Genomic DNA, 16846 nt, shown 5'->3' with positions numbered 1-16846 from the left:
CGTCGGCGAGGCCGGCCCTGAACCTCCCGACGACTTCGCCGGCCGGTCTCGCGCGTAGCTGAAGCCGCCGTCGTGGTCAGCCATCCCGGCCGCGCGCCTGCCGCGCCTGTACCGCTCGGTCAGATCTTGGTCTTCTCGCGGACCCAGGTGCCGATCTGCGCGATGGCGGCGTCGGTCTCGGGAACGCGGCCGGCACCGTAGACGTAGGAGTGCTGGCCTCCGGGGACGACAACGGTCGTCGTGTCGGTTCCGGCGTCCTTGACGCGGGCGGCGAACTCCTCGTCCTCGCCGGCCAGGACCTCGTACGTTCCCCAGGAGACGAGAGTCGGGGGCAGGCCGCTCAGGTCCGCCCGGTTCAGGTTGATCCGGGTGTCCGTGAACTCGATGCCCGTGCCGCCGATCCAGGCATCCCGGAAGAACTCCAGCAGTTCCTTGCTGAGTATCTTGTCCGTTTCGGCGTTGGCCGCGATGGTCTCGTTGGCGATCTCGAGGTCGCACCAGGGGGAGATCGACACGATGGCGCCGGGCAGGGGCTGCTGCTGGTCGCGGAGGCGAAGCGCCAGGGCGACGGCGATGAATCCGCCGATCGAGTGGCCGATCGTGATGATGTTCCCCGGTGCATACCCTTCGGACAGCAGCCAGTTGAAGGCCGCCTCCGCGTCGTCCACCTGAGCCGGGTACTTGTGTTCCGGTGCGCGCCGGAAGTCCAGGACCAGTACGGGAGCCCCGGCGGCCTTGGCGATATGGCCGGCGAGCTTTCGGTCGACGTGTGCGGACGCCAGCACGGAGCCCCCGGCGTGCGTGTGCAGCAGGACCTGGTCGGTGTTGGCGTCGACCGGTTCGCACCAGATGCCCAGCACGCCACCCGCGTCCACCTCCCGATAGGTGACGCCCTCCGGCTCCCGGGCCGCGAGATGGACCTGCTCCGCCTGGATACGCGCCGCATCCAACTCGGACGGGGGAGTCTGGCCTGTGGCCAGCCATTCCGCGAATTGGATCGCTTCCGGGCTCAGTTCGACAGCAGCGTGCTCGGACATCTGGTACCTCCATGGGGCGTGTGGGCATGTGGCATACCGGCCCGCCAGGACCGGTATCGCCGGGGTTTGTCAGGCGGTGTGGGTAGGGTGGTCGGTGTGGCCGATCTCGTCTGGCACGGCGGTGGCGACCTGGACGGCGAAGCGGGTGCGGTTTCGAGGGAGCCGCCGACCTTGTTCGACCACTGCATCCGCTGTCGCCTCGTCGAAGGTGCGCCGCCCCGACGCGTAGAGCGGCAATGGGGTGTCACCCTGCACGCTGTGGTCCCCGAACGGGGTGTTGATCGGGCCGGGCTCGACGAGCAGGATCCGGACGCCGTGCTCGCGGACCTCGTGGTCAAGCGACCCGGAGTAGCCCTCGATCGCGTGCTTGGTCGAGGTGTAGATGGCCATGAAGCGGGCTGGGGACGAACCCGCTGAGAGAGGAGACGTTGACGTCGAAGACCTCCTGCGTCCGGGCGACGGAGAACTCCTCGGCGGCGCCGTTGGCGCCGACGCCGGCATTGTTGACCAGGACGTCGATGCGCCCGACCCGGTCGATCACCTGCTTGACCACGGAGGCGACGGATTCGTCGCTGGTCACGTCGAGGTCGAGGTAGGTCACCCCGGCGGGCGCGGTGATTCGCGCGGTGTTGCGAGCGGTTCCGATCACCTCGAAGCCCGCCGCGGCGAAGGCGCGGGCCGTCTGTTTGCCGATCCCCGATGAGGCACCTGTCACGAGTGCCACCGGCCGAGTTGCCGCCATCACGAGCTCCCTGGTGTGGAGTACAGCCGTATGTCTTACGTTCGTATGTCTTACGTTCGTACGACCATATGCCGGTCGTCGGTCGATGGCAAGTGGTCACGTCCGGTGATTCGGGAAGGATCCGGGAAAGGTGGGGTGCGGCACCGGGAAGGTCACGAGCGGACGCGAGCTCCGGCCTGCGTGCATCGCAAGGGGCCCCTACCGCCAGGAAGTAAGGGGCGGCTTGCCGCGCGTGGCTGTGTCTGTCTCTTCGGGAGCCGATGGGCGATGACTTCGGGAGTCATTCAGGGGGGCATCCCCTTGATCAACATTGATGAGTCTTGACGTCACTCTGGACGCCCGCTTGCTGCAGGTGCGTTTCCGTGTCATGAAAAATTGAAAATGCAAGGGTCTGTGTATGACACCTGCATTCAGCGGTTCGTCCCCCTACTGCTACTCCAACTCGCTCGCGATGGTCTTGGGTGCCGACTCGCCTGTGCCCTCGGCGATTGAGGTACTGACCGGATCTCCGTTCGGCGCTCAGTTGGTCGAGGGCGGGCTGCCTCATTTCGATCCGCTCGGGTGGGATCCTGACCTTGGGCTGGACCGAGCTATCGATTTACTCGGCTGGACATGTCAGCGCATCAGTAGCGGCGAGGTGACAGAGGCCATCGACCGCCTGCGGCGAGCCAGCAGGTCGAGACCAGTACTGGTCGGCCCTGTCGATATCGGGTTGCTCCTGCACCAGCCGTGGTCGGCGGGTGAGGCCAACGGCAACGACCACTGGGTCGTGGTGCTCGCCGTGGACGATGAGCAGGTCCTCTTCCACGATCCCGACGGCTTTCCGTTCGCCACGTTACCCATCGGTGCCTTCGCCTCCGCGTGGAACAGCCAGAAGGTGGAGTGCGCGGGCCCCTTCACCATGCGCAGCGATTTCCGGCGCGTGCGTCAGGTTGATGTCCTTGCCGCGCTGCGGAACTCGCTGCCCGCAGCGCAACGATGGCTTGCTGGTGGCCGGCAATACGAAGGCCAGACCCGGCACGGTGCCCTGGGCGGAGGCGCCGCGGTGCAACGTCTCGCTGCCCAGATACTGGCAGGGCTGGATGACCGTACTCTGGGCCATCTGACGGGCTTCGCCGTCCGGGTTGGCACCCGTCGCCTTTCTGATGCGTCGCTGTGGCTGGGTGAGGTGGGTGCTCGTCAGGCCGCTGAAGTCGCCGACCTCCAGGCCCTGCTGCTGGGAAGCGTGCAATACAGCCTTGTCGCGGGTGAGACGCAAGCGGCCGCAGCCATGCTCCGGCAATCGCAGGCACCTATGATGCTTTGCGCACTGCGCTTGGCGCGTTTTGCAGGAATTGACTGTCCTCGGCGGCCTCGACCAACTCGTTGACCAGCTTGATGGCCAGTGTGCGGTGCACCCGGAAGCCCTTCATGGCTGCCTCGGTGCCGAGGGCGATCAGCAGGTGGGACTTGCCGGTGCCGGAATCGCCGACCAGGCACTGGGCGGCCTTGATGCACCGTTCTGAACGGCATTCGGTGCAGGCCGGCCCGGAGTGGAGAAGGCAGCCGAACAGGCCATCGAGAGCGCGTGCCACCTCGCGGACCTCGCGGGCCCGAACGGCTGAAGCACGACGGCCGCCGGGGACGTCCTCGACGCGATCGGCACCCCGCACCGAGACCCTTGGCGGCGCCGGGGCGGAACTCGCACAGGCCCTCGACGGTGGCGGGCACCACCGCGAGGCGCGCCGGCGCCTGGTCATCGCCGTGGCCGACCAGGCGCCTGGGCGAGACGCCGCGGTACGCGCACTGACACTGACGCTGAAGTTCGCCGGAGGCAGCACCTGGGCCAAGCTCCGCCGCCTGGCCGAGCCGTCCCACCACGACGACGACCTGCGAACCCTGGCCTGTCAACTGATGGACGCCGCAGGCCTGCAGCACGGCCGCCTGACCGGGCCGGCATTCAAAGGGCAGGCCCTCGTCGACGCAGGCCAGGTCGCCCAGCAGATCAGCCTCGATACCGCCCGCGAAGCCCGGCTGGTCGCCGAAGCCGCCCTCGACAGCGTCCGCGACAAGTACGGACCGGACGTCATCGGCCACGCCGCCGTCCTCCGGCGCGCGTCGTGACCCGCTCCGTACGAGCCGTACGCAGGTGGGGCTCCTGCTGCTCGATCCGCCCGGCTGGCACCGGTCCTGGCAAGGCGGGCTGCGCACTGGCCCTACGTCCAAGCCGTCGACCGGTCCCTCACCGACCGCGGCCTCGGCCCGGCATCGTCCGGGTTGACGCCGCCGATGCGGTGGTGTTCGGGGCGGGTGCGGGGCGGCCGTCTCCGCGTTGCACGAGGCGCAGCGCGGCTGTGGCGGTCTTGAACACGGGCTGCTTGGAGGCCGGGTCCCAGGCGGTGATCGTCGTCTCGTTCGCTGCGCGCCCGGGGGTGTCGCTGTCCGGGCCGGTCCCGCCCGCGGTGTCCCAGTATCCGTAGTGGAAGGGAATGAACAGAAGCCCCGGACGGATGTCGGTCACCCGTAGGCGGCCGCGCAGGGCGCCGCGGCGTGTGGTGACCTCCACCAGGTCGCCCTCGCCGAGGCCGAGCGCGGCTGTGTCGGCGGCGGAGGCCTCCACCCAGACGTCCGGCGCGGCAGCGTTGAGCTGAGGTGCGCGTGCGGTCTTCGTGCGGGTGTGGAAGTGGTACAGGGTGCGGCCCGTGGTCAGCTGGTACGGGTATGTCTCATCGGGTTCCTCCGGCGGCGGGGTGTAGGCAGCGGCTCTGATGACAGCTTTGCCTTCCGGATTGAGGGCGCGGTAGGCGGCCTCATCGTCGGGCTCTCCGGTGAGCAGGTCCTTGCCGTAGCTCTCGCAGACCTGGGGATCCGCCCAGGCGATGCCGTCGGTGTAGAGGCGGGGCGTGCCGTGGGGGGCGTCGGCGTGGCACGGCCACTGGATGCCGCTCACCCCGCGCAGCCGGTCGTAGGTGAGGCCGGTGTAGTCGCACGGCCGGCCGGCGCTGCATGCCTTCCACGCCTCGAAGGCGGACTCCGGGTCGTGCCATGTGATCAGAGGGCGGTCGTCCTTGTCGCGGAAGTCCATCCGGGCCGCGTAGTCCAGGAAGATGTCCAGGTCAGGCCTGGCCTCACCGGGCGGTTCGACCGCCTTGTCGGACAGGTGCACGGTGCGGTCGGCGTTGGTCAGTGTTCCCGTTTTCTCGCCCCAGGTCGCGGCGGGCAGCACCACGTCGGCCAGCTGGGCTGTTTCGGTGAGGAACAGATCCTGAGCGATCACGAAGAGGCGGTCCTGCGTCAGGATCGAGCGGATACGGGATAGTTCGGGCAGCGACACCGCCGGGTTGGTGCCGCTGATCCACAGCATCCGGATCGAGCCCTGCTCGGCGTAGCGGAACATCTGCATCGCGTGGGTGGGCGGGCCGTCGTGGGAGAGGGCTGACGGCTCGACGTTCCACACTTTCGCCAGGTCGGCGACATGGCTGTCGTTCTGCCAGTTACGAAAGCCTGGCAGGTCGCCGTTGGCCCCGCATTCGCGGGTGTTCTGAGCAGAGGGCTGACCGTTCATCTGAAGGACACCGGCGCCCGGCCGCCCGAGCATGCCGCGAACCAGGTGCAGGTTGTTGATCTGTACGGCTGCGGCAGTGGCCTGGTGGGACTGGTAGATCCCCTGGAGCACGGTGGACAGCAGCCGGTCGGCCGTTCCCAGCAGCTCCGCCGCCTCGCCGATCCGCGCGGGCGGCACGTCGCAGATCCGGGCCGCCCACTGGGGAGTGCACTTGGCAACCTGCGACGCCAGAGCGTCGAAGCCGACCGTGTGCGCCGCGAGGTAGTCATGGTCGACGCGGCCGGTGCGGATGATCTCGTGGAGCAGCGCGTTGAGCAGGGCAAGATTGGTGCCGATCCGCGGAGCCAGGTGGACGGCTGCCCTGCGGGCCACCCGGGTGGGGCGCGGGTCCACGCACACCAGGTTCGGCGGTCCGGTGCTTTCCAGCCGGTCCAGGATGCGCATCCACTGCACTGGCTGGGTTTCGGCGATGTTGTGCCCGAACAGTGCGATCACGTCGGCGTGGTCGATGTCGTCGTAGCTGCCCGGCTGTCCGTCGCAGCCGAAGGACTCCTTCAGCGCCTCGGCGGCGGTGGCGGTGCACAGACGAGTGTTGCCGTCCAGGTGGTTGGTCCCGATGCCGGCCCGCGCCAGGACCGCGAGCGTGTAGTACTCCTCCAGGAACAGCTGCCCGCTGGTGTAGAAGCCGATGGCTTCCGGGCCGGACTCCTCCAGCAGTTCCTGCGACCGGGCGACGGTCCGGCCCATCGCGGTCGACCAGTCGCACTCCACGAGGTGCCCGTTCTCGCGGATCAGAGGCCGCCTCAACCGGTCCGGCGAGGCGTTCGCCTGCCACCCGTACAGGTCCTTTGGCCCCAGCCGGCCACGGTTGACGCGGTCAACGGCCCGCCCACGCACACCCACCATGCGCCCGTCCACGACAGCGACGTCCATGGCGTCCCCGTCGGAATGGAGGATTGACGCGGTCTGCACCCATCGCTCCACCCGGCCGGGTTCGAGATCGTTCTCCAGATAGGTGTCCACCCGCACCGGCCACATCTCAGGCGAGCTGTAAGGGGTGCGGCTGCCCCACGGGTGCGCGATCCGGTCAGCAGAAGCGTCCATGCCCATCTCCCAGCCCACACCAGCCCCCGACGTCTGTCCGCGGTACCCCCTTCTCCGGGCCCGTAACACTTCATGACGAGACGCCTCGCGTAGAAAGGGGCCCCCGCCCAGCTGGCCGAGAAAACCCACGTCGGCCGTCCGCTTCCGGCCGGGGCCTCGCACAGGCGTGCGTCCTGACTGTGGCGTCATGCCCAGGAACTCCGGGCGTCCTCAGCGGGACCCACGCGGCGCCCCTGTCCAAGGATGGGGCTGACGGTGACCCCTGTGCCGGGCCACTCGCCGGGTCGGCCTCACCGTGGCCCAGGCCTCGGCGTTGCACGAGCTGACGGGTCCGATGCCCTTGGTCGTCGCGCAGCCGGCGCAGCCCGTCCGGGCACGCCTCGGTGAAGCGCCTGTTTGAAGCCGTCCATACGAACGGCGTCGCTGTCGTCCACATCCCGCTGGCTGGGTGGCGGAGTGATCTATCGATCACCTGCCGTCGGCTCCGATAACATCGGTGCCATGTCTGGTGCTTCGTGCGCGGCTTGTGCCGCGGTGACAAGGACGCTCCGCTAGCGGCGGGGCGTTCGTCTCACTTCTGTTGAACGTTCTGTCGCTCCGTGGTTGGACCGGAGCGGCACGTTCGTGCTGCTCGGAACTTCTTCTGGGCAACGGAGTACTCGGTGTTCTCAGGCATTCTCTTTTCGCTCCGGGACGGATCGTCCCCGGTGCGTGCGTGGCTGGTGCTGTGCTGCATGGCCATGCTGCAGTTCTTCATCGCGGTTGATGTGACCGTGGTCAATGTCGCCCTGCCCTCGATCGGTGCCGATTTCGGCGTCGACGGTCACGCCCTGACCTGGGTCGTGGTCGGGTACACGATCACCGGCGGCGGGCTGCTGATGCTCGGCGGCAGGCTGGGCGACGTGCTCGGCAGGCGTCGCATCCTCCTGCTCGGCACAACGCTCTTCGGTGCCGCGTCTTTGCTGGCCGGGCTCGCGCCGTCCTTCTCCGTGCTGGTGACAGCCCGGCTGATGCAGGGTGCCGGGGAGGCGATCGCGCTTCCGGCAGCAATGGCGGTGATCGTGCTCATGTTTCCCGAAGGGCCGCGCAGGTCGCGGGCGCTGAGCGTGTGGGCGGCCGTCGCGAGCTGTGGCCTCGTCCTGGGGTTCGTGGTCTCCGGGATCATCACCGAGCTGCTCGGCTGGCGGTGGATCTTCCTGGTGTCCGTGCCGTTCATCCTGGTCGTGCTTGCTGCAGTGATCTTCCTCGTGCCGAGCGAACGGCCTGCCGAGCCCACACCACTGGATCTTCCCGGTGCGCTCCTGCTGATCGCGGCCCCGCTGCTGTTCACCCTCGGCGTCGTCGAGGCAGGAGAGGCGGACGGCACGCTGCCCTGGCTGCCGCCAGTGGCGCTGGTCGGCGCGGTGGCAGCCGGGGCCCTGTTCGTCGCGGTCGAGCGCCGCTCGCTGAAGCCGCTCGTGCCGCTGCGGTTCTTCCGTAACCGGCCGCGCGTGCTGGCCAACCTTGCCACCGCATTGCTGAGTGCGGCGCTGTCCACCTCATTCCTGCTGTTCACCTACTACCTGCAGGACCGGTTGGGCGCCGGCCCACTCCAGGCCGGTCTGACGATGCTGCCCCTGGCGGTGTCCCTGATCGTGGCCTCGGTGCTGGTTCCCCGGCTGCTCGGACGGTGGAACGCCCGGGCCTGTGTCCTGGCCGGCATCGGCTTCACCATGCTGGCGATGGCAGCCATCGCTCTGGTCTCCCACCTCGGGGCCACCGGTCTGGCGATGGCTCCGGCCATGATGCTCATCGCTGCCGGGATGGGGTTCGGGATCGTCGGGCTGCAGTATGTCGCGGTGACGGGCGTGACCGAAGTCGACGCCGGTATCGCCTCAGGCGTTCAGCGAGCCGCTGATCAACTGGGCGGTTCCACCGGTGTCACGCTCTACGTCGGCATCGGGTTCGCTCCCACCAAGGACGGTACCGACCCGTTCCTCGCCAGTAGCTTCCTGGCAATCGCCGGGCTCGCCGCGGCCGGGTTCGTCGCCTGGCGGATCTCCCTACCCGCCGCGGAAATGGAGGAAACGCTCGGGTGATCTTGGGCAGGGCTGCGCCCGTCCGGCGGTACGGCCGGGCGCAGCCCTTGAAACAACAGGTCCACGATCATCATCGGCCAAGCAGAAGGCCACGTGCCCGTCCTGCCTTCCTCCATCACCGACGCTTTATGGGCTCTTGGCCCGGCGTGTGCTGGGTGGCACCTACCAACAGCACGCTGACCACCGGGTCTCCGCGACTACGATGCGGTCCCGGCGAGATGAGCGGATCGCCGCCGGAGTCTTCGAAGCCCTGTACCAGGCCGCACTGGATGCCTATGACCAGGCCATCGGCCTGGACCTTTGGATGCATTGTGAAAGCTTCCGGCGGCGGGGAGAACACGGGCCCGCGGCACTGACGCCGGCGCGCCTCTCACCGTCTGCAAGACCAGTCCCGCCAGTTGTGTGAAGCCGCCGCGCAGGCTCAGCAGTGCCGCGACCGGCTGGAGGAGGAAGCACGCGCCGGTTCCCTCCCGCTCAGCGACCCCGCCCAGCCGTACGGCATCCTGATGGCCGAGGCCACCCGGCTGACAGCTGAGTTCCAGCACACCTGCGATGTGCTCCAGCACGGCGTCGACGAAGCCCGGGCCGCATCCACCGCCCCAGCGGCAGGAAGCGGGCACGGCAAGTCGGCTACGCGTCCGCCGCGTTCCGAGCCTGTGCGCGAGACAGCCACACCAGAGGACGGTGCGTTGGACTGCGCGGGCGCGGGCGCGGGCGCGAACGACTGCAGGAGCCCCTCCCCGACTACCGAGGGATCACTCGAACAGGAACCCCGTTCGACTGATCACGCCTGTTGAACGGTAGACGGATGGCTGCTCAGTCCCACCAGAAGAACCAGGTCCGTGTCGGGACCTGCAAGACGACCTCGGGCAGTCCGCCGATGACCTGGTCGAGGTCGGGGCAGTAGGCGTAGTGCTCGATCGTGACCCGTGCTGTCTCGGACGGGGCCGACGGGGGGTGCTCGACCGACAGCAGCACCTCGTGGGTGTCGAGGTAGCAGATCTCCGCGCCGTACCGATCGTGCCACTCCCGCAGGACGTTCGCGTGGTCCCGGTAGGACAGGGCTTCCCTGCCGGGAAACGGCATGTGGTTCGGCGTGTCCGGTGCGTCCAGGAGCTCCGGGAGGCCGGGCGGGCCCTCGGTGGGGACGAGGCAGATCCACTCGGGGGGCTCTGCGAAAAAGGTGGAGAGCAGTGATTCCGCAGACCTCGGTGCCCGCGTCTCGGCCTCCGGAGAGGCATCTGTGAGTCGCCGGGCCAGGTCTTCGAGGTCGAGGGCGGGGCTCGGGTGTCCTTGGGGCGGTTTGAACCATTCGGCCTCTGTGAGGAGTTCGTTCGCCTGCAGCTCCATCAGCCTGTCGATGATCGACTGGCGGCGCTTCTCGTCGTGGCTGTCGCTGGGTACGTCCGCCCATTCCCATTCGGCCGGCGACGTGTGGGTGATGAAGGGCCACAACCCTGTGGTTCCGTATCGCTCACGAGCGCGCCTCCACACGTCGAGACACGCCCCGGGCTCGCATCGGAAACCGAGGAGTACACCCCCTCTCGGGGTTCGAGCTTTTCGTACCTGTTCCGCACGCACGCCCAGCTCGGCTGCGAGCGTGCCCATGGAGTCGCCCCGCATCGTTCTTCCCTTTCCCACGCGCCCCTTGCGCTCACATGCGGTGGGGGGCAGCGTCGCCGGCCCCACCCGCCCCTGGATCTCGCGCGGTACGACGCATTCCATCGGCCACGGCCACTGATCCTGCCACTCCTGCATCTGCGCGGCCTGCGACGCCGACCGGCCCGCTGCCAGTGCCGTCATCGCCTGGCACCGCGACCCCGACCATGAGCAGACAAGCCCACGGTCACTTGGTCAACAACTTCTGCTAGGGCATCTGAGAGACCGAGACCATGCACCTACACACGGCTGGGCTCGCGCCGATCAACAGAAAGCCCCAGCCTGCCCTCCGGCGGCGCCTGGGCTTACACCGCACGGGCGAGGCTGACTACCAATCACTGGGGGAAATGCTCGCTGTCGACTTGGAGGAGCAGCAGGTCGTAGACCGGGCCGCCCGGTTCGTTGCGGTACAGGCCCGCGTACTTGTAGCAGAGGTGCTCGAGCAGGCCGCGCCTTGCGGTGCGTTGTCCGGGCGGACCAGGAGCGAGGACCACTCGGGGGCGATGGCCTTGAGCAACTCGGCGTGTAGGCGGGAGCCGATGCCCTGGGACTGCCTGGCCGGGTGACAACGGGTTGGGCAAGCGGGTGAATCCCGCGACCAGGGCGCAGGCCATCGACGCGCTACACCATCAGACGCCGGTGCGTACGAAGTGCAGGTCGGACACGGCGCTCGGCTTTGAGGTCTAGGCGCTGCGCGGCCGGCGCCCGGACGTCTTCTTGGCGCGGCCTTCTTCGTGGTCTTCTTCTTCGGTCTCGTGCACGTCGGCGTCCTCGCCGCACGAGGCCCTGGCCTGCTGGACGGACTCGTTCAGGGCGGCCATCAGATCGACGATCTGCCCCGGCTTCGACTCCGGCTCCTGAGGCTTCGGCGGTTCGCGGTGCTCCCGCTTGCCTTCGATGACTTCACCTGCGCAACGCGGCGATCGACTGGGAGCCGCATGTGGGAAGCGGGAGTTACTTCGAGCCCGTGTAGAAAGATGGCTGGAGTCGGCCGGTCAGGGTCAGGAAGGCGACGAACGCGCCTGTGACGATCCAGCCGGGCCATCCGGCCATTCCCATATGGAGGGGATCAAGTGCTGCCTTGGGGGCAGCGAACTGCTTGACCATATCGACACTCATCGAGCTCACGAACGCATGGCCGATGACGGCGGGTACCACCGAGCCGCAGCGCAGGCGCAGCCGCGTGAAGACCGGCAGGATGAGGACGCAATTCACCAACATGGCAGGCACCGACACATACCAGGGCCGCCCCGGGTACTGGCCGCCCATCAGCAGCGTGGGCAGGTGCCAAAGGGCGAACGCCACGCCGGTCACGACGTACGCCCGTATCAGACTCCGGTGGTCGGATTCCCGTGCGAGGCGCGGGAATAGGTAACCCTGCCAGCCCAGTTCCTCGCCGAAGAACAGCGGAAGCGACACCAGCATGCTCAGCACGGCTCCGGCCGCCCACGCACCGAGCCCGTTCCAGTGCACCCCGTCGAAGGGGTAGTGGCCGGAAATGGTGCCGATGACAAGAGCAGCCGCTGTGAGGCCGGCGGGGACGGCGAAGGCCACCAGGCACGCCTGTGCAGTCAGCAGGCAGTCATCGACAGAGCCAGTGCTGCGCGGCCGGCGCCCGGACGTCTTCTTAACCGGCTGCCTCGAGGTCCTCGAGGGTCAGGCTGTCCATGAGCGCGAGCGCGCCGTCGATCTCCTCGTCGCTGAGCTCGACTGGCGGCGGCATTTCCTCCGGCGACCTGATCTCGTCCGGCCACTTCGCTCCCGCACCCCCCGGCAAAGCAGACATCAAGGCGCACTGCCGGGCCTTCGAGTTGGTCAAAGAACATGGCCACGCCCTGAACGCCACTTCATGGCAACGTCTCGTCCAAGCTGCGGGCGGTGAACTCCATGTGGGGGCCTAGCGCGCCCAGCTGACGGCGCGGCACCCCGAAGCTCATTTTACGTGTGCCAGTTCGTCGCAGTGGGAAGTCGAGGCTGACTCGGCGCGGGCGCGCAGTCAGGTTTTCCCTCACTTCCGGCCGCGCCACGGGACTCGGAGAACGTGCGCCGGTAGGCGCTGGGAGAGACGCCGACGATGCGATGGAAGTTCCGGCGCAGGGTGGTGGCCGTCCCCATGCCGACCTGTTCGGCGATCTGCTCGATGCTGCTGTCGGTCGTCTCCAGTAGTTCCTGTGCGCGGCGGATGCGCTGGGTGAGGAGCCACTGCAGTGGGCTGGTGCCGGTGACCGCGATGAAGCGGCGGCTGAAGTGGCGGAGGCTCATGTTCGCCCGGCGGGCGAGCTCGGCGACCGTGAGAGGCTCGTGGAGGCGTTCCCTCGTCTGGTCCAGGAGGGCGGGCAGACCGTACTGGTCGCCTCCGGTTCCCGAGCCGTGACCGTCCGGCAGCGGGCTGGCGATGAACTGTGCCTGTCCGCCCGCGCGGTGCGGAGCGACCACGAGCCGCCGGGCCAGCGTGTTGGCCATGGTGGCGCCGAGATCGCTGCGGACCATGTGCAGGCAGAGGTCGATCCCCGCCGCCTGCCCTGCAGAGGTGAGTACGTCCCCCTCGTCGATGTAGAGCACTCCGGGGTCCACGTCGACCCGCGGATAGTCGTCGGCCAGTCGCCGGGTGTACATCCAGTGGGTGGTCGCGCGGCGTCCGTCGAGCAGCCCGGCGGCGGCCAGCACGAACGCTCCGGTGCAGATGGAGGCGACCCGCGCGCCCCGCTCGTGTGCCGCACGCACCGCCTCCACCAGGTCGGCAGGCGCCCGCTCCATGGCCTCGTCGCAGGCGGGGACGATCACCGTGTCGGCCTTCACCAGGTCGTCCAGCGTGTGCCGGGTCTCCGAGCGCAGCCAGCCTCCGACATTGGCTCCGGGGGTCCCGCAGACGACCAGCTCGTAGCCGGCCCCGGCGGCCCCGGGGTTACCGGGGCCGAAGATCGTGCAGGGGATGGAGAGCTCGAACAGCGGCATCCCGTCCGTGACGGCCAGCGCGACTCGCGTCATGGCGCAAATTGTACGCTCAATGTCGTTTCGGCCGCTTGAGGACCTCCCGGGCCGCCGTCAGTGTCGTATGCATGAGCTACCCGACATCGCATACGTCCCAAGAGGCCCTCCGGGGCGAGGCCCGGTTCTCCGGTGTGGGCGGCCGGGCCTGGCTGGCGATCGCTCTGGGGGTTGCTGCCGTCGGCTGGGGCGCGAACCAGTTCGCGCCGCTGTTGCTGATGTACCGCTCGGAGCTGGGCGTCCCGACGACGACGGTGGGGGCGACCTACGCCCTGTACGCGGTGGGGCTGATTCCCGGGCTGCTGCTCGGAGGCCCGTTCTCCGACCGGTACGGCCGCCGTCGGGTGCTGGTGCCCGCGCTGGTCATCTCCGCGCTCGCCAGCGGGTTGCTCATGCTGGCCGGGTCCGGGATCGGATGGCTGTTCGTCGGCCGGCTGGTCGCCGGTGCCGCGAGCGGAGCGGCGTTCAGCTCGGGCACCGCGTGGATCAAGGAACTCACCGTCAGCGGTTCCGGCCAGGACGAGCACACCGGCGCTCGCCGCGCGACGATCGGCATGACCATGGGCTTCGCGGTGGGCCCGCTGGTCGCGGGTCTCCTGGCGCAGGCGGCACCGGAACCGGTCGTCAGCTCCTACGTGCCGCACGTGGTACTCACCCTGGCGGCCGTGCCGTTCGTACTGCACACGCCGGAGACCCACGCGGCCAACGGGGACGCCCCGCTCTGGTCTCGCCTGCGGTTGCCTGAGGAGAGCAGCCGCCGGTTCTGGACGGTCGTCGCGCCGCTGGCGCCCTGGGTGTTCGGCGCGTCCGCCATCGCGCTGGCCTATCTGCCCGGCCTGGTGCTGGACCGGCTCGGTGACAACGCGCTGATGTTCAGCGCGGTCGTGACCATGCTGACCATGGTCGCGGGCATCGCCGTCCAGCCGCTGGCGCGCCGGGTCAGCCACCCGGACAAGCCGTACTTGATCGCGACCGCGCTGGGCATCGTGGTGGGCGGGCTGGTGCTCGGCGCGGTGGCCGCGGCGGACGCGCACTGGTGGATCGTCGCAGTCGCCGCACTGGTGCTCGGGGCGGGCTACGGCTGCTGCCTGGTGTGCGGACTGATGGAGGTGCAGCGCATGGCGAGCACCGAGAACCTGGGCCGGCTGACCGCGATCTTCCAGGCCTTCGCCTACCTGGGCTTCGGGGCACCTTATCTGCTCGCTCTGATCGAACACGTGGTGCCGCCGTCGGAGTTGCTGTTGCTGGGCGCCGTGATGGCGGTGCTGACCCTCGCCTGGACGACCTACCGGGCCTCGCACGGCCCCGATCCGGCGAAACGGCCGACAAAGGCCGCTTCGCGTTCGGTGGTTCGGGGGTCGTAGCACGATCCGACCGACTCTTCCGCGAACCGACCACACCGGTGAGATGACCGATATGAAGACGGGGCTCGATCTGCAGGTGCTGGCCCGGTGCGACTGTATGGCAACGGAGCTGCACAACGCCGGAGCCCTCCTGGGGGGGGGCGGGATCGCCCCACCCCCCGGCCGCTTGTCCACGACCTGGTCCGGCTTTCGGCGCTCCCAGGCAGAGGCACTCTTGGCTTGCGATTTCTTCGAGTGCCCTATCCCTCCTGCCCTGCGAGCGTGTCCAGGATTTCTGCGACCGGGATGGGGTCCAGAGGGCCGGCGTGTGACGCCCCGGGAAAATCGTGCACGCGGAAGCTGTTGCCGGGCGTGAACGCGTCGGCTTCCGCGATCATTCTGTCCTGGAGTGCGGTGGCGATCGTCCGATCCCTGCCGAAACGCAGGTAAGTGCGGGGAATGCGTCCCCAGCTACCAGCCCGACCGACCGCTCGGCCCGCATAAGCGGCGACGGGCTCGTCGGTCTGCATGCCGGCCAGTAACCGGCGGAATTCGGCGTCGGGGTAGTCCGTGCAGATCATCTCCTTCAGGAGGGCCAGCTCACGGTTGTCACCTGTCCGGAAGTTCAGTCGTAGTACACCGAGCCGGTCCGGGTCACCCACCGTCAGTTCGACCGGGCTGACGGCGTCCGCGTTCTCGGGTGCCGCCGTGCAGGCGTCCGCTGTGGGCAGGACGCGGCTGGGACAGAAGGCCGCCATGTAGCAAATGTGGTGAAGCAGATGCGGGACGGCATCGCCGACACGGCTGACCGATACGCCACCCAGGCTGTGCCCGACCAGCACTACCGGGCCGTTCCGTGCCGCCCGCCGCACGATGCCCGTGACACGCGCCTCGTAGTCCTCCAGCCCGAGGCCCTTCAGTGGGGAAGGCTCGGCCGCCATCGCTTTGAGGTCCTGCCGCTGATACGACTCCGGCACGAAAGCCTCCGCGCCATGCCGCGGCTGGTCCACCATGACGACGCGGTGACCGCGCAGCGTCAGCTCCCGCGCGATCGGCATCCAGAACGCGCCGGCGCTGTGGGTACCGTGCACCAGCACGTAGGTGGTGAGCCCGCGACGCGGGCCCGCTGCGGCCGGCGAGGTTCCGAGCCCGGTGGCCAGTGCCATGCCCCCCACCGCGAGTCCCAGCCCGCGCAATGCCGTCCGCCTGGTGGCACCCGTTCGTTCCTCGTTCGTGTCATCCATCATGAGTACGACGCTATGAACGGCCCGCTCGGCCCGCCAGCGGTCCAGCACCACCACAGGGGTGGACCCAGCACCACCTTCCAATGCAGCCGCTCCGCGTGGTCTGGCAGCGTGAAACTCCCGTGATCACCGGCAGAAGGTCGTCTTCGTTTCGGCACAGCGCCAGGCCGGGCTGGGCCAAGTGGCTCGAGGTGCTGAGTTCATCTGTTGGGTCCCTGTGGGGCGAAGGGGAAGATCAAGCACGGTGGAAACCCCGCTGGCGCTCAACGTCGGTGACCTGCCTGCGGTGCCAGGCGAGTTCGGCCTGGGCCGCGCGGGCGTAGTGGTTCACGACCGTTTCCCCGAGTGCGTCGTACACGACCTTGTTGCCGATGAACCTGTTCACGGCTTCGGTGAGGTCGGCCGGCACGGGGGTGGCGTCGCTTGCCGTGTAGGCGTCGCCGCCACAGGGCGCCGGAAGCTCGGGGCGGTCCTGGATACCGTGGAGGATGGCGGCGCAGGCGGCAGTGAGGGCGAGATAGAGGTTGGCGTCGGCGCCCGGCAGGCGGACTTCGAGGTGGGCGCTCTCGCCGACACCGGTGACGCGAATGGCGCAGGTGCGGTTGTCGAAGCCCCAGGTGTAGCTGGTCGGGGCGAAGGTATGCGGAGCGTACCGCTTGTAGGCGTTGGGGGTGGGGGCATACAGCGGAGCCAGGTGTGGCATGCCGGACACCAGGCCGGCAATGGCCCGTTCCAACACCGGGGGCAGGTCCGCGCTCCGGTGGTAGGTGAACGCGTTGCCGTTGGCGGACCACAGCGACAGGTGCAAGTGCAGGCCGCTGCCAATGCCGGTCGCGGGCGCGGCCATGAAGGTCGGAGTCATACCGCGCCGCTGAGCGAGGTCCGGCACGATGAGCCGGAAGGCGGCGTAGGCGTCGCACGCCGACATCACCTCGCCATAGGCGAAGGTCACTTCGACCTGGCCTGCCGCACCCTCGGTCTTGATCGCCTCGACGGGAACGCCCGCTTCCCGCAGGGCATCGTGGAGGTGCTGGAGGAAGTCAGCGACTTCCGGGGGATGGCTGAGGGCGTAGTCGAGGTCGCCAGACCAGGCCGTGCGCAGACCAC

General features: G+C 68.6%; 16 protein-coding genes and 1 pseudogene. 5 read left to right on the top strand and 12 right to left on the bottom strand.

What is annotated here, in order from left to right; all coding sequences use genetic code 11:
* Nucleotides 1-119: 119 nt before the first annotated feature.
* The 3 genes from OG542_RS00775 to OG542_RS00770 form a co-directional block, all read right to left on the bottom strand.
* On the bottom strand, nt 120-1037 hold the full coding sequence (locus OG542_RS00775) for an alpha/beta hydrolase (RefSeq protein ID WP_328407251.1): 918 nt from the start codon (nt 1035-1037) through the stop codon (nt 120-122).
* 69 nt (nt 1038-1106) lie between these two features.
* Nucleotides 1107-1427 carry an SDR family NAD(P)-dependent oxidoreductase gene (locus tag OG542_RS40610; RefSeq protein WP_408057704.1) on the bottom strand — a complete coding sequence of 107 codons (321 nt, stop codon included), beginning with the start codon at nt 1425-1427 and terminating at the stop codon, nt 1107-1109.
* Nucleotides 1372-1779 (bottom strand): SDR family NAD(P)-dependent oxidoreductase, encoded by a 408-nt coding sequence (locus OG542_RS00770; protein ID WP_408057703.1) that lies wholly within the window; start codon nt 1777-1779, stop codon nt 1372-1374. The genes OG542_RS40610 and OG542_RS00770 overlap by 56 nt, the downstream gene beginning before the upstream one ends.
* A gap of 397 nt (nt 1780-2176) precedes the next feature.
* Between OG542_RS00770 and OG542_RS00765 the strand changes: the two genes are divergently transcribed.
* A complete protein-coding gene (locus OG542_RS00765; protein ID WP_328407249.1) occupies nt 2177-3148 on the top strand; it encodes a cysteine peptidase family C39 domain-containing protein in 972 nt (323 codons plus the stop codon).
* Here OG542_RS00765 and OG542_RS00760 read toward each other — a convergent pair.
* Nucleotides 3114-3257 (bottom strand): annotated as a pseudogene (locus OG542_RS00760) (ATP-binding protein); the annotation flags it as partial. The gene OG542_RS00765 and the pseudogene OG542_RS00760 overlap by 35 nt on opposite strands.
* A gap of 265 nt (nt 3258-3522) precedes the next feature.
* Between OG542_RS00760 and OG542_RS00755 the strand changes: the two are divergent.
* Entirely contained in the window at nt 3523-3882 is a 360-nt protein-coding gene (locus OG542_RS00755; protein ID WP_328407247.1) for a hypothetical protein, read from the top strand.
* Between the two features lie 118 nt (nt 3883-4000).
* On the opposite strand, the gene OG542_RS00750 is transcribed toward OG542_RS00755, so the two are convergent.
* Nucleotides 4001-6427 carry a molybdopterin oxidoreductase family protein gene (locus OG542_RS00750; RefSeq protein WP_328407245.1) on the bottom strand — a complete coding sequence of 809 codons (2427 nt, stop codon included), beginning with the start codon at nt 6425-6427 and terminating at the stop codon, nt 4001-4003.
* 734 nt (nt 6428-7161) lie between these two features.
* Between OG542_RS00750 and OG542_RS00745 the strand changes: the two genes are divergently transcribed.
* The gene (locus OG542_RS00745; RefSeq protein ID WP_328407243.1) at nt 7162-8505 is read left to right on the top strand and encodes an MFS transporter; all 1344 of its coding nucleotides are present in this window, start codon (nt 7162-7164) and stop codon (nt 8503-8505) included.
* A gap of 816 nt (nt 8506-9321) precedes the next feature.
* Here the strand turns inward: OG542_RS00745 and OG542_RS00740 are convergent.
* Complete coding sequence (locus tag OG542_RS00740; RefSeq protein WP_328407241.1) at nt 9322-9960, bottom strand: DUF4253 domain-containing protein; 639 nt, start codon at nt 9958-9960, stop codon at nt 9322-9324.
* Between the two features lie 301 nt (nt 9961-10261).
* Here OG542_RS00740 and OG542_RS40605 point away from each other — a divergent pair, with 301 nt between their 5' ends.
* Nucleotides 10262-10492, top strand: coding sequence for a DUF6300 family protein (locus OG542_RS40605; RefSeq protein ID WP_408057842.1), 231 nt, complete (start codon nt 10262-10264; stop codon nt 10490-10492).
* Between the two features lie 7 nt (nt 10493-10499).
* On the opposite strand, the gene OG542_RS00735 is transcribed toward OG542_RS40605, so the two are convergent.
* The 4 genes from OG542_RS00735 to OG542_RS00720 form a co-directional block, all read right to left on the bottom strand.
* Nucleotides 10500-10658 carry a hypothetical protein gene (locus OG542_RS00735; protein WP_328407239.1) on the bottom strand — a complete coding sequence of 53 codons (159 nt, stop codon included), beginning with the start codon at nt 10656-10658 and terminating at the stop codon, nt 10500-10502.
* Between the two features lie 189 nt (nt 10659-10847).
* Nucleotides 10848-10985: a hypothetical protein gene (locus OG542_RS00730; RefSeq protein WP_328407237.1), complete on the bottom strand. Its 138-nt coding sequence runs from the start codon at nt 10983-10985 to the stop codon at nt 10848-10850.
* A gap of 133 nt (nt 10986-11118) precedes the next feature.
* Nucleotides 11119-11718 carry a CPBP family intramembrane glutamic endopeptidase gene (locus OG542_RS00725; RefSeq protein ID WP_328407235.1) on the bottom strand — a complete coding sequence of 200 codons (600 nt, stop codon included), beginning with the start codon at nt 11716-11718 and terminating at the stop codon, nt 11119-11121.
* A gap of 384 nt (nt 11719-12102) precedes the next feature.
* The gene (locus OG542_RS00720; protein ID WP_328407233.1) at nt 12103-13152 is read right to left on the bottom strand and encodes a GlxA family transcriptional regulator; all 1050 of its coding nucleotides are present in this window, start codon (nt 13150-13152) and stop codon (nt 12103-12105) included.
* Nucleotides 13153-13223: 71 nt separating this feature from the next.
* Between OG542_RS00720 and OG542_RS00715 the strand changes: the two genes are divergently transcribed.
* Nucleotides 13224-14516, top strand: a complete 1293-nt coding sequence (locus OG542_RS00715) for an MFS transporter (protein WP_328407231.1) — start codon at nt 13224-13226, stop codon at nt 14514-14516.
* A 239-nt stretch (nt 14517-14755) separates the two neighbouring features.
* Here OG542_RS00715 and OG542_RS00710 read toward each other — a convergent pair whose 3' ends face one another.
* Nucleotides 14756-15661: an alpha/beta hydrolase gene (locus tag OG542_RS00710; RefSeq protein WP_328417693.1), complete on the bottom strand. Its 906-nt coding sequence runs from the start codon at nt 15659-15661 to the stop codon at nt 14756-14758.
* Nucleotides 15662-15974: 313 nt separating this feature from the next.
* Complete coding sequence (locus tag OG542_RS00705; protein WP_328417691.1) at nt 15975-16841, bottom strand: type I glutamate--ammonia ligase; 867 nt, start codon at nt 16839-16841, stop codon at nt 15975-15977.
* Nucleotides 16842-16846: the final 5 nt, after the last annotated feature.

The organism is Streptomyces violaceus (genome assembly GCF_036014075.1).
Taxonomy (GTDB): Bacteria; Actinomycetota; Actinomycetes; order Streptomycetales; family Streptomycetaceae; genus Streptomyces; species Streptomyces violaceus.
This window is presented reverse-complemented; position numbering and strand designations above follow the sequence as displayed.